The organism is Halomonas sp. PR-M31 (assembly GCF_001039575.1).
Classification (GTDB): Bacteria; Pseudomonadota; Gammaproteobacteria; order Pseudomonadales; family Halomonadaceae; genus Modicisalibacter.
The window spans coordinates 14,304-26,770 of sequence record NZ_JIBT01000011.1 but is presented as its reverse complement, the minus strand read 5'-3'; the positions used below and the strand labels follow the sequence as shown (position 1 = coordinate 26,770).

The 12,467-nt window shown below is 56.2% G+C and carries 10 protein-coding genes and 1 pseudogene; 5 read left to right on the top strand and 6 right to left on the bottom strand.

Annotated features, from left to right (window positions below):
* The first annotated feature begins 20 nt into the window (after positions 1 to 20).
* From glk to CH74_RS04025, 3 genes are read left to right on the top strand one after another with little or no spacing between them, the layout of a single operon-like run.
* On the top strand, positions 21 to 989 hold the full coding sequence (gene glk, locus CH74_RS04035; RefSeq protein WP_048306186.1) for a glucokinase: 969 nt from the start codon (positions 21 to 23) through the stop codon (positions 987 to 989).
* The gene (locus tag CH74_RS04030; protein WP_048306185.1) at positions 986 to 1,915 is read left to right on the top strand and encodes an aldose epimerase; all 930 of its coding nucleotides are present in this window, start codon (positions 986 to 988) and stop codon (positions 1,913 to 1,915) included. The genes glk and CH74_RS04030 overlap by 4 nt, the downstream gene beginning before the upstream one ends.
* Positions 1,912 to 2,790 carry an aldo/keto reductase family oxidoreductase gene (locus tag CH74_RS04025; protein ID WP_048306184.1) on the top strand — a complete coding sequence of 293 codons (879 nt, stop codon included), beginning with the start codon at positions 1,912 to 1,914 and terminating at the stop codon, positions 2,788 to 2,790. The genes CH74_RS04030 and CH74_RS04025 overlap by 4 nt, the downstream gene beginning before the upstream one ends.
* Positions 2,791 to 2,793: 3 nt before the next feature.
* Here the strand turns inward: CH74_RS04025 and CH74_RS04020 are convergent, their stop codons facing one another.
* The 3 genes and pseudogenes from CH74_RS04020 to CH74_RS04010 all read right to left on the bottom strand — a co-directional run bounded on the left by CH74_RS04020 (position 2,794) and on the right by CH74_RS04010 (position 7,084).
* Entirely contained in the window at positions 2,794 to 3,459 is a 666-nt protein-coding gene (locus tag CH74_RS04020; protein WP_048306183.1) for an alpha/beta hydrolase, read from the bottom strand.
* A 76-nt stretch (positions 3,460 to 3,535) separates the two neighbouring features.
* Positions 3,536 to 5,536: a glucans biosynthesis glucosyltransferase MdoH gene (gene mdoH, locus CH74_RS04015; RefSeq protein ID WP_053070619.1), complete on the bottom strand. Its 2,001-nt coding sequence runs from the start codon at positions 5,534 to 5,536 to the stop codon at positions 3,536 to 3,538.
* Positions 5,523 to 7,084, bottom strand: a pseudogene (locus tag CH74_RS04010) (glucan biosynthesis protein). Before CH74_RS04010 ends, mdoH begins: the two are co-directional and overlap by 14 nt.
* 258 nt (positions 7,085 to 7,342) lie before the next feature.
* Here CH74_RS04010 and CH74_RS04005 point away from each other — a divergent pair.
* Positions 7,343 to 7,855 carry a hypothetical protein gene (locus tag CH74_RS04005; RefSeq protein ID WP_048306182.1) on the top strand — a complete coding sequence of 171 codons (513 nt, stop codon included), beginning with the start codon at positions 7,343 to 7,345 and terminating at the stop codon, positions 7,853 to 7,855.
* A gap of 26 nt (positions 7,856 to 7,881) precedes the next feature.
* A complete protein-coding gene (locus CH74_RS04000; protein WP_053070618.1) occupies positions 7,882 to 8,907 on the top strand; it encodes a sulfatase-like hydrolase/transferase in 1,026 nt (341 codons plus the stop codon).
* Between the two features lie 533 nt (positions 8,908 to 9,440).
* Here CH74_RS04000 and CH74_RS03995 read toward each other — a convergent pair.
* The 3 genes from CH74_RS03995 to fabV all read right to left on the bottom strand — a co-directional run bounded on the left by CH74_RS03995 (position 9,441) and on the right by fabV (position 12,340).
* A complete protein-coding gene (locus CH74_RS03995; protein ID WP_253272933.1) occupies positions 9,441 to 10,232 on the bottom strand; it encodes a GlxA family transcriptional regulator in 792 nt (263 codons plus the stop codon).
* A gap of 196 nt (positions 10,233 to 10,428) precedes the next feature.
* Positions 10,429 to 11,106, bottom strand: coding sequence for a DUF2959 domain-containing protein (locus CH74_RS03990; RefSeq protein ID WP_156181351.1), 678 nt, complete (start codon positions 11,104 to 11,106; stop codon positions 10,429 to 10,431).
* 31 nt (positions 11,107 to 11,137) lie between these two features.
* On the bottom strand, positions 11,138 to 12,340 hold the full coding sequence (gene fabV, locus CH74_RS03985) for an enoyl-ACP reductase FabV (protein ID WP_048306181.1): 1,203 nt from the start codon (positions 12,338 to 12,340) through the stop codon (positions 11,138 to 11,140).
* Positions 12,341 to 12,467 lie beyond the last annotated feature (127 nt).

Sequence of the window (12,467 nt, the reverse complement as noted above, 5' to 3'; positions counted from 1 at the left end):
GCTCAGATAGGCGTTCGAACATGCTTGAAACGGCACTGATCGGAGACATTGGCGGTACCAATGCACGCTTTGCTTTGGTCAAGCAGGGCTCCTTCGAGCTTGAACATATTCTAATTCTTCGTTGCGCCGACTATCTCCGACTGGAAGATGCCATTCGTGACTATCTGAAACGGGTTGGCGCTGCCGGGGCACTTGCGCCACAAGAAGCATGCCTTGCCTTCGCTTGTCCGGTACACGACGACGAAGTGAGCATGACCAACAACGCTTGGCGCTTTTCCAAACGCCGAGTGAAAGACGCGCTAGGCCTTTCGCTGTTCAAGGTGATTAACGACTTCACTGCTCAGGCTCTGGGCGTGCCTCATCTTCTAGCGGATGAATTGATTAGCATAAACACTGGCACAAGCGAGCCTCATCGCGCCCGTCTGATCATAGGGCCCGGAACCGGGCTCGGCGTTGCAGGGCTTTTCCCAGGCCAGAACAACTGGATTCCGCTACCCACCGAAGGCGGTCATGTTACCTTCGCCCCTACGGATGACCGGGAACGCGAGTTGTTGGGTTATTTTCAAGAGAAGTACGGTCGCGTTTCCGTGGAGCGTTTGCTATGTGGCCAAGGGCTGCTTGACCTGTACCGCGCTCATGCCGACCTTGCGGCCCAGGCGCCACGCTATAATTCCGCTGCAGAAGTGACCGGTGCGGCCCGGGCTGGGGATGCCCTTGCCGAAGAAGTACTGCTGCGTTTTCTGAAAATTTTGGGGGATGTCTGCGGCGATGCGGCCCTGATGATTGGCGCTCACGGCGGCATATACCTGTGCGGTGGGATCTTGCCGCGACTCATCGACTGGTTGCAACGCAGTCGCTTTCGCGAAGCGTTCACCGACAAAGGACGCATGAGTGCTTACAATGAGCGCATTCCTGTCTGGGTGGTCAACGCACCTTGGACAGGTTTACTTGGCGCCGCAGAGGCGCTGCATAACAAGGAGGTTGAATGATTCCGACATCCCTGCGTCAGCTACTCGATGCCACTCAGGACCAACGTCTCGACACCTGGCAGGGCAGGCAGGTCTGGCTGGCTCGCGAGCCTTGGGGGGAGCTTGTCGTCTCTCTGCAAGGGGCGCAGGTGCTGCATTTTTTACCCGCTCCCAAAGCTGAGCGACTACCCGCCTCCGACACCGAGCGACTACCCGAAGTCGATGCCACGTCGGTGGCGCCACAGGGCTGGCTTTGGATGACGCCAACTCCTCAGCCAGTGCCCGATGCAATTCGCGGCGGTATTCCACTGTGCTGGCCCTGGTTTGCCAACGAGTCGCCGGATGGTCAAGGGGTAATGCATGGCCCCGCCCGCAAGGCGCAGTGGCGCCTGGATGCAACGGACGAGCACGAGGACGGCATCGAACTGCATCTCTCCCCCGAGATCCGTCTGCACGAACAGCTCGCCCCCCGGGCGGTGATTCAGGCCAATGCACAGCGCCTGCACGTCGAGCTGATTACCGAGCATCGGGGCACCACCCCGGTCAAGCTCACCGGAGCCTTGCACACCTACCTTCAGGTGTCACACGCTCATCGCTGCAATCTTGAAGGACTGGCCGGCGCCCGCTATCTCGACAAGCTCAAGGGTTTCGCTGAAGGCGTACAGCAGGGCGAACCCGGTATCCGCGGCGCCATCGACCGCATTTATCAGTCCAATAACGAAGTGGTGCTAGACGATGGCGAACGTCGCCTGCGTATTGCCAAACAAGGCAGCGACTCGACGGTCGTATGGCACCCGGACCGTGAGCTTCCGCCGGATACCCCGGTTGACGTGGGGTATCATTTCCTTTGTATCGAAGCGGCCTGTACCCGACTCGATCCGGTCTGGCTGGTACCCGACGCCCAGCATTTGCTGGCCACCACCATCAGTCGCGAGAACACCCCATGATCGACGATTCGCTGACCTTCGATGTGCCATTCGTGCTGGGCATGATGCGCCTGAACGAGTCCTACGAGCTGAGAGATCCCGCGCGGCTGGCGGATTGGCTCGAGGCACGCTTGGACGAGGGGCTCAACTGGTTCGATCATGCGGACATTCATGGTAAACGCGGCAGTGAAACCCTTTTTGGCCAAGCGCTCAAACAGCGCCCGGCTCTCAAGTCCAAGGTCAAGGTTGTCACCAAAGCGGATGTTGTACTGCCGGCGCTGGATACCTCCCGCTTCGGAGTGAAGCACTACGATACGTCTGCCGACTATCTTGCGTCCGCCATCGACGCTTCATTATCTCGACTAGGTGTAGAGCGGCTGGCGTACTTTCTACTGCATCGCCCGGACCCCCTCATGGACGTCGAAGCCACTGCCAGAGCCCTGGACGACGCTGTCGATGCGGGCAAGATCGGTGCTGCGGGGGTGTCCAACTTTCTTCCCGAACAGTGGCGACGCCTGCAACGAGCCATGAAGCATCGTCTTGAAGTGCATCAGCTACAGCTGTCCCTGGCCCGCCCTGCGCCCCTGTTCGATGGCTTGTTCGATGCACTGATGAACGATGGCCAGAAGCCCATGGCCTGGTCGCCCCTGGGAGGTGGCTCGGTTTTCGAGGATATTCTGGGCTCGGCGCTGACAAGCCTGGCTCAGGAATTCGGCGTCAGCCGTGCCGGTCTCGCCTTGGCTTGGCTACGCCGTATTCCCGGCAATCCCGTACCGGTCATCGGGACGCTAAAGAACAAACGCCTATGTGCCCTGGCCAAGGAAGGCCAGTTGAATATTGACCGTGCCACCTGGTTTGCGCTACTCGAAGAAGCCCGAAGCCAGCGAGTGGCCTAGGGTCTAGGACAGGCGCTGAGATAGCCAGGGGCCAATATCCGCGATCTGCGCAGGACACAGCGCATGTGCCATGTCGTAAGTACGATAATGCGCTGGCAGGCCCAGGGCCTTGGCTTTTTCATAGCCTTGACGTCCAAGTGACTCAGGCACTACGGGATCGAAGGTACCGTGGTGCACTTCGGTCACAAGCTGGCGATTGGCCTCGCTTATTTCCAGGCTGTCCGCGGTAGCAAAATAGGTAGAGAGTGCAAGCAGTCCAGCCAGGGGCTCGGGATAGGTCAGTGCCGCGTGATAGGCCACCGCGCCCCCTTGGGAAAAGCCCGCCAGAACGATACGCTGACTGTCGATCCCGCCGCGACGCTGATCGTCGATCAATGCCTGAACTTCCTTCGCCGAAACGATGAGTTGAGTTTCATCGATACGCCGACCAAGATTCATGTCTAGGATGTCATACCAGGCCGGCATGCTTACACCGCCATTGATCGTCACCGGACGCGAAGGCGCGTGAGGCAGCACGAAGCGCACCGCCAGGTCCGATGGCAGCGGCAACACTGGCACTAGCGGCGCGAAGTCGTGGCCATCGGCCCCCAGGCCATGCAGTATGATGACGACCGCCTCGGCTGGACGATCGTGGGAAGGCTCGATAATCAACGGGGAAGTAGCAACCATGAATTGAAATCCTTTTGAGCAAGACTCGGTAGTCTACTCCACCGCTTCCGACGCGTTAATGCTTTGTGAGCCTGTTCTAGGACTGAGGCGCCTTTGCTCCACCTATCCCCAGATACGCGCCCAGGGGCTGAATCGGCATCTGCTGACGGTGTTCCCGTGCAGGAAGCAGCTGTGCATCTTCTAGGGGAGAAACGCTTGCCTCCTCTTCTTCTTCGATTCTTCTCAGATGCTTCAATACCCCAGGCTCCTGCACCTCCGCGGGTATATATAACAGACCATGGCGCTTCAACCACTCGCCTGCCCGAATGCTGCTGGTAAAGCGTATGAGCAGGATAGAGGTCACCATGCCAAGCAGTACCGGAGACAACCACCAGAAGAATAAAGGCGAATAGTAATAGCTGATCGTCCCCCAGAGGATACCCAGCAGCGTAGTCGACCAGGTGCGTCGCCATGCCTCTCGCCACGGAATCAAACGTCCACCTCGGGACTGTGAGCTCCAGGAGACGGTGCGCCCCAGCAGGATACTGAGCACGAACCAGGCGTGGAACGCCATCATCAATGGGGCAAGCAAAATCGAATAGACGATCTCCAGCAAGGCGCTGATGGTCAGTTTGATACCGCCGCCGTACTCCTTGCGACGCTGCATCAAGGCGACCAGCAATCCCAGCAGCTTGGGTAAAACCAGCATGATGACCGTGATGACCAGTAATGAGGCAATCAGCGTCACCCGGGATTCAGGCCATTGGGGAAACAGCTGATAATTCTGGGTAAAAAACTGAACCTTGGAGACCGCAAGCAGTACCGCATCCGCGGTGCTCAAGAGCAGCATGACGATCCATATCAAGGATGCCATGAACGCCAGGGCGCCAAACAGGAAATGCAGCCGGTTGATCCAGTGCAACTTTCGCGCGAACAACAACCGTAGATGCTGCATGTTGCCTTGGCACCAGCGTCGATCGCGTTTGGCATAATCGATGATATTGCTGGGCAGTTCCTCGAAGCTCTCTTCCACTCCGGCGTGTAGACGAACCTCCCAGCCAGCACGCCGCAAAAGCGCTGCCTCGACGAAATCGTGACTGAGTATCTCACCCCCCAAAGGAGGCTCGCCTGGCAATGCGGGCAAACCGCAGCTTTCGACAAACGCCGAAATACGCAGGATGGCGTTGTGCCCCCAGTAGTTGGCGCTATCCCCCTGCCAGACACTCTGCCCTGCAGCCAGCATCGGACTGTGCAAGGTGGCGGCGAATTGCAGAAACCGACCGAACAGGGTGTCGGCTCTCACCGGCAAAGGCACCGTCTGCAACAGCCCCAGTCGTGGGTTTGCCTGCATGGTGGCGGCCATCCCTACCATGGTTCGCCCGCCCATGACGCTATCGGCGTCAATGATGAGCATGCTTTCGTAGAAATGCCCCCAACGACAGCAGAACTCCGACAGATTGCCTACCTTGCGCCCGGTATTGTCGTCCCGGCGTCGATAGTAAAGCGTCAAATTCGGGGCCAGACGGCTACGCAACAGCGTGGCGGCGCGCTTCTCTCTGGCAGCCACCGCATCGTCGGTGCTGTCGCTAAGCAGATAGACATCGAAAGCAGATGCTTGACCCGTCTCGATCAATGAATGGCAGGTGGCTTCCAGCCCTGCCATGACCCGTTCCACGTCTTCGTTGTAGATCGGCATGATCAGCGCGATACGCCGCGTCGGATCGAGGGTCTGATCAAGAGGGCGGGCGGGCCCAAGGGTGATTGGATCGCGTCTGAACGCCACTACCAGAAACCCTGCGATTCCCATCCAGAAAGAGATCGATAGCCAGATGAACATGACCACGAACAGTATCCAGATCGTCAGCTCGAGCAGCGTCAAGCCATTGGCGCGCAGGATATCCAGCATCATGTAGCTACCCTGTACTGCCGTCAGCAGCGCCAGGGCGAAGAACACAAAGCGGCGTAATGCCAAAAAAGGGATACGATGTCGATGCGCCGGCGTGCCTTCCTTGGCCTGGCGAGTGGATAGGCTTTGCTCCATATCGACTAACCCTTTATCGCGATCGCGACGAGGACTGGGCGAATCATTGGACGACATTGGGATTCCATATGTAGCTCCAGGTTTCGGTCAATGTTCTACCTCGTAGCTTCAATTTGAGCTGCATGTCGGCAGACTCCTTGTTCTGAGGCGCCAGCCTGAAACTGGCACGCCAGGTCTTGCCGTCCGGTAGCTGCTTGACCTCTAGATCGCTGACCTTACCGCGAGCCAAGGTCAGCTCGGCTTCCACTGGTTGGGAGCCATTCAGACTGGCCAGCTCATCGCCACCCCGAAAGTCGACGATGAAACGGCGCAGGCTGCGAGGCGGTGAATCGGCGTCTCTCGCTTTGGCGCCCCATCCCTGACGCGTGCGGATCACGCGGCCAAGCTCTTGTTCCGGTAAATTCTTGCCATGGGTGGAAAGACGATACTGATAGCGGCGTTCGTCACCGGCGCGAAATTCCGTATCCGGCACCCAGTAGGCAACGATGTTGTCATTGACACTGGAATCGACGGGGATTTCGACTAGCTCAAGGCCTCCATCGTTCCAGTCACCTTCCTGGGGCTCGATCCACAGGCTCGGACGACGCTGAAAATTGGCCGACATATCAAGATAACTGTCGAAGTCGCGATCCCGCTGCATCAGACCGAATCCAAGCGGCGAGGTATCACGTAGCTGGGTTACGTTGAGGGTTTGCGGGTTTGAAAGTGGTCGCCAGATCCACTGATTTCCCGATGTCCGCATCAAAAGGCCATCGGAATCGTGCACCTCCGGACGAAAATCATCATGACGATTGAAGCTGTTTTCACCCTGCAGGAACATGCTGGTCAGCGGCGCAACGCCGAGCTTGGCAACGTCGTTGCGAGCAAAAAGACGGGAATCCACGTTGATGACGATGTTGTTGGCAACATCGATATCAAAGCGATAAGCACCCGCTACCGACGGGCTATCTAACAGCGCGAATAGCGTAACCCTTGGGCTTTCAGGTTCGGGCTTGACCAGCCAGAAGGAACGAAAGGCAGGAAACTCCTCACCTCCTTGAGTTGCGGTATCCACCGCCAGTCCCCGGGCTGAAATTCCATAGCCTTGACCACGTCCGGCAACGCGAAAATAAGAGGCACCCAGATATACCAGGAACTCATCCTTATGATGGGGTGTGTTCAGCGGGTAGTGCAGCCGGAAACCAGCAAACCCAAGCTTGCGCTGATCGAGTTCGGCAAGCTCCTCGCGTACCCGCGCCGCATTCTTCCCGTAATCGAACATGGCCATATCGAAATTCACATCTTCGACCCGACCATCCTTAAGCACATGGATATCGACAGGGGTGTCGTAGAGAAAACCGAGATGAAAGAACTGTACCTCGAATAACCCTTCATTACCCCATAGGCAGAATCCTTACGGAAGCGGATGTCTCGGTAGGTATCGTAATCGAGATTGGCAAGAGAGCTGGGCAACGGTGACTGGGGTTGCTGATAGTCGCTTTTGGCGTTTTCTCGAGCGAGCTCGGTCACCTTGTCGAACAACGCTTCCGGAGATACGTCGGGCGATGCCTCAAGTCGGATATCAGCGGCAGCCACAACCGCGGAGCGCGTATTGTCCTCATTCATCGCCTGGGTGGTGACCTGCGGTGGGGCCTCCTGCGCATGGGACTGTGCCATTCCAAGTCCACATACCAAGGCGGTTATCGACAGACATTGCCACACATTCATGTGATTTCCTCATCTCCCTTATTCACAGTGCGACCCGTTCCCTGTCCGCGACGTTGGCTCCATTGTGGTGATGCCTCAAGCGGCAGGCCAAGACGTGGTAGCGTAACCTGTCGTCTGCTCATCTGTTCTGTTGTCGGCCTGTCTACGGAGCGCCCCTTGTATCATATTATTGCGATTGTTTTCGCCCTTAACATTTTGCTACTAGGGCTGCGTTATCTCATCGAAGGGCGTCTTGACGCTGTGTTTCTAGCCTGGGAAGCCGTCTGGCTTCCGGTCATGCTGCTGTTGCTGCCAAGGCGCTGGCAGCCCTGGCTTGTCAGGCTCATCGTGTCAGGCTTGACCTTGCTTGCATTGCTTGCCGGCGTCGATGTACTCACGCAATTTGTCTTTGGCAGGCGTTTCAATCCCTTGCTTGACCTGAGCCTGGCGGACTCTGCCTTTCATCAGCTCACTCAAAATCTGGGGGTTTTGTTCACCCTGATCATTGTGGCGTCCCTTCTGACCATTTTGCTCTTGAGTCTCTGGATCCTCGTTCGTTTTCTTGCCAGATTGCGCTTGCCGATAATGTCAAAACAAAGACGCCTGGCGCTGGGTCTGCTGCTAGGGGGGCGATGGTCGTTGATTTTTCTGGCCCTGCGTTGTCTCCCTATTTTTCGACCCCGGCACTGAACCTGATCACGACGCACTGGCGACAAATGCAGGATACCCATCGCGCCTACGCGGATTTCAAACGCTCCGTGGCGGCCGAACGCGCAATGGAAGCTCGCGCTCTGCCCGCCCTTGCAGATCGCGATGTCATTCTCGGCTTCATCGAATCCTACGGCGTGACCGCTCTTTTCGATCCACGCTACGCCCCGACCATCAAGCCTCACCTGGTGGATTTCGAGCAGCGCCTCAAAGGTGCGGATATACATATGGCCAGCGCCAAAGTGACGTCGCCGGTGCAGGGCGGTCAATCCTGGCTTGCTCATGCCACGCTGCTCAGCGGACTCAACATCACAACGCAACGCCACTATGAATTGATGCTCAGTCAACGACAATCCACCCTGATTGATGATTTTCGTAAGACTGGACATCGTAATCTAGCCATCATGCCGGCACTCACCCAACCTTGGCCCCAAGGGCAGCGGTTGGGCTACGACCATGTCTTCACTGCCAGAAACATTCCTTACAAGGGACCCTCGTTGAACTGGGTCACCATGCCGGATCAGTTCACCTGGCGTTTTTTCGAAACGCAGCGACAGGCCTATGAAACGCCTTTATTTGCGGAACTCGCATTGATCAGCAGTCACGCCCCCTGGACGCCCATTCTCCCCATCTCAGATTGGGAAAACCTCGAGCAGGACAGCGTGTTTGAGCAATGGGCGGGGTTGAAAGAGCGCGCGCAGACACCGGAAGAACTCTGGCAGGATCTGGACAAGGTGCGCGAGCATTATGTTAAGGCGATCGACTACGCGCTGGCAGCAGCCTTTGGTTATGCCGAACACTATCTTCAGAACGATGCGCTTCTCGTTCTCCTGGGCGATCATCAACCGGCGCCGCTTATTACAGGAGACAACGCAGGTCGGGAAGTTCCCATTCACGTCCTGAGCCGAGACAAAAGCGTAATCGCACCTTTTATCGAGGCAGGCTTCACTCCCGGCCTGATACCACAGGAGCAGTCACGAACACATGCCATGGCGGACTTTCGTCCTCTGCTACATCGAATGTTTGGGCACTGATGGAAGGATTAAAAAAAGAGGCTCCGCTCATGGATGAACTGGAGCCTCGGAGACAAAAGAGGGGTCATTGAAAGGGCATGCAAACAGTTTCCTTGGCTGATCGGCTGGCATCCTGCCAATCTGCCTCCCTGCCAGAAAACGGCTCTTCCCTGAGCCCATGCCTTACCGCGTTCGTAGCCCTCTGTAGGCACTGCTTACCGCTGAGTTTGAGATTAGCCACTAAACAGCGATTAGGCAAAATCATTATATTCGATTAAAAAAGGAATCACTGTCTCCCATTGCAGACAATATTTTTGAAATTAAATACACTTAACGAGCTTGATATTTTCCTGTTCTTTTAAAAACAAGCAATTAACTATAATTAGCTCATTATTTTGTTCTATGCACATTCTCTTTATTCAAAAAGGCGGTTCAAAAAAGTTCCATGTCGAGACCAAACAACACATTAGCTTACTAAAAATTTTAAATTTAAAATAAAAGCCACGTCAGAATTACGAAAAGGGATGAGATGAAGAAGCAATAATCACTTCTTCTCAGACAAGACGCTCTTCTCTTGGTGTCATACCAAAATGATTACGATAAGCGGTCGAGAAGTGAGCCGCAGAAGAAAATCCAGTCCCGAACGCAATATCGCCTATTGCGCTATCCGATTCACGAAGTAGCTTACGTGCCTGCTGTAAACGCAGATTGAGATAGTAACGGCTAGGCACGGTTTGAAGATACTTTTTGAATAATCTTTCCAGTTGACGTCGGGAAACACCTAAATGTGCGGCGAGTTCGTGCGTAGTCAGAGGCTCTTCTATGTTTGACTCCATCAACGCCAACGCATCCGTAAGACTTAATGGCGCATGTTCCAACAATACATTTCGGGATACACGCTGAGGCTCGCTTCCCATACGCACACGCTCATGAACGAAATACTCTGACACCCGCTCGGCCAGACGCTGACCATGTTGTCGAGCGATCAGGCTCATCATCATGTCCAGGGCCGCAGTGCCTCCACCGCAGGTCATGCGATCACGATCGATCTCGAACACCTGCCGGCTACTTCGTACGCGAGGGTAGGCGTTACGTGCAGTATCAACATCTTGCAAGATCAGAGTGGCACGATATCCATCGAGAACACCGGCCCTTGCCAGTACCTGGGTGCCACCGCTGATCCCGCCTAGCACGACACCACGCCCGGTCAAATGCACCAACCACTCAAGCAGCACCGCACAATCACCCTGATTGGCACCCGGAGCACAGACAAGCAGCATATCGAGATCCTGCTTATCGCCAACGCAGCGTTGCGGCATTTGCGTCAAACCAGTGACGCTTTTCACGTCACCCCTTTCGAGGCCAAAAACAATGGGAGTGTAAAGACATCGGCCGCTAAGCTGGTTGGCAATTTGCAGCGGCTCCAGGGCGCAGGCCTGAGCCAGTAGAGAAAAACCCGGCAGAAGGACAAAACCTACCTGCCGGGATATAAAAGATCTCTGCTCTGAATCTTTCCCTGATCCCTGTTCTACGTTCTGCCCGTCACGGGGCATCTTGACGATTGAGCTCATCAATGAAGGCATCCGAACGAGCAATTGCCGCCTGCATACGCTGACGAAGCGCCGTCACATCTCGCTCGAGCCCATCAACCTCGCCACGCAGCGCGCCGATTGCTCGCGCATTGAGATTATGCTTCAAGAACAATACGTTGTCCCTCAGGGCCAATAGCACTGGCTGCATGCTGTCCGCCGCCTCCTGCATTGCCGCCAGCATCTCATCGTAACGCGCTCGGGTCGCCTGCAGCTGTCGCTCTGAAAGCCGACGATATTCGCTACTCTGATAGAGAGATAGCTCATCCTCCCACTCGTCGAACAATGCTTCGGCAACATCCTCTATGGCCTCGATACGCCCCTCGACTCGATCGGCGGCCACTTCGCTCTGTTCATATTCGTCGTTCAAGCGATCGTAGGTCTTGGAAAGCTCGCTTTCCGGGACTCGCACCACGGCTCGAAACTGCTCGAGTGCCGAAGAGAACTGCTCGTCCGCGGCCTGCTGGGCATCTCGACCGCTCTGGACCCGGTCTACCAGCACTTCGCGCTTCTGAATACCAACCTTTTCCAGCGCGTTATAGTAAGCGCTTTGACAACCTGACAAGGCAAACAGCGCAAGCAGTGTCAGAAGCCATACAAACCGTCTAGATTTTCTTTCATTCATCGCCATTCGACCCATCCTAGCCTTGTCATTTTTTTACTCACAGCTGAACGACATCGAAGTTTGCCACCGGGTCGACGTCCGCGTTGTAATCCACGTCGTCCCGTTGGAAGCCGAACAGCTTGAGAAATTCATGCTTATAGCCGGCGTAATCGGTAATGTCGAACAGATTGTCGCTGGTAACCTGAGGCCATAGATCCTTGCAGGCCTGCTGAACGTCGTCTCGTAGCTCCCAGTCGTCCAGGCGCAGGCGATTCTCTTCATCGGTTTGCGGGGCCTCATTGCCGTACAGGCGATCCCGGAACAACCGGTTCAACTGATCGATGGTACCTTCGTGCAGCCCTTGCTCCTTCATCACCTTATATACCATGGCGATATAAAGCGGCATGACGGGAATGGCAGCACTTGCCTGGGTCACCACGGACTTGAGTACCGCGACATTGGCACCACCGTCGCTTGCGGCCAAGCGCTTGTCGATTTCCCCGGCGGCGCGATCCAGGTCTTCCTTGGCCTTGCCCAGCGCACCATGCCAGTAGATTGGCCAGGTGATCTCGGTACCGATATAGCTGAAGGCTACGGACTTGGCACCGGGTGCCAGTACCCCGGCCTTGTCCAGCGCGTCGATCCACAGCTCCCAGTCCTCACCGCCCATGACCTGAATGGTATCGTCGATCTCCTGCTGTGTGGCGGGCTCCACCTCGGTCTCGATGATGGCGTCCTTGTTGGTGTCGATGGCGGTGGCGCGGTAGGTTTCGCCGATGGGCTTCAATACCGAACGCTTGAGCTCACCGCTGTCCGGCAGCTTGCGCACCGGCGAGGCCAGCGAATAGATCACCAGATCCACATCGCCCAGATCCTGCTTGATCAGCTCGATGGCTTTCTCCCGGGTCTCATGGGCGAAAGCGTCGCCGTTGATCGCCTTGCTGTAGAGCCCTTCTTCCTTGGCATAGTGATCGAAGGCAGCTGAATTGTACCAGCCCGCGGTGCCTGGCTTTTTCTCCGTCCCGGGCTTTTCGAAAAACACGCCAAGGGTGCTGGCGCCATAGCCGAAAGCCGCCGTGACACGAGCAGCCAATCCATAGCCGCTGGAAGCTCCGATGACCAGCACCCGTTTGGGACCCGACTCGGTAGCGTTGCCAATTGCAGCTCGAGTTGCCTGAATCTGGTCGCGCAGGTTCATCGCGCAGCCGGTGGGATGAGTGGTGGTACAAATGAAACCACGAACCTTGGGTTTGATGATCACGACAGACCTCTGCGTTACTGGCTTTGAACTTATTGACGGATGGTATCAGCGTCGCGAACGCTGTATTGCGGCTATTCTAGCGATTCATCGTGACACTGTCCGCCCTTGTGCCTCAGCCAGTGTTGCC

Bases quoted from the DNA above. Each gene is read 5' to 3' on its own strand.
- glk (WP_048306186.1), top strand. From the start codon at position 21: ATGCTTGAAACGGCACTGATCGGAGACATTGGCGGTACCAATGCACGC.
- CH74_RS04030 (WP_048306185.1), top strand. From the start codon at position 986: ATGATTCCGACATCCCTGCGTCAGCTACTCGATGCCACTCAGGACCAA.
- CH74_RS04025 (WP_048306184.1), top strand. From the start codon at position 1,912: ATGATCGACGATTCGCTGACCTTCGATGTGCCATTCGTGCTGGGCATG.
- CH74_RS04020 (WP_048306183.1), bottom strand. From the start codon at position 3,459: ATGGTTGCTACTTCCCCGTTGATTATCGAGCCTTCCCACGATCGTCCA.
- mdoH (WP_053070619.1), bottom strand. From the start codon at position 5,536: ATGTCGTCCAATGATTCGCCCAGTCCTCGTCGCGATCGCGATAAAGGG.
- CH74_RS04000 (WP_053070618.1), top strand. From the start codon at position 7,882: ATGCAGGATACCCATCGCGCCTACGCGGATTTCAAACGCTCCGTGGCG.
- CH74_RS03990 (WP_156181351.1), bottom strand. From the start codon at position 11,106: ATGGCGATGAATGAAAGAAAATCTAGACGGTTTGTATGGCTTCTGACA.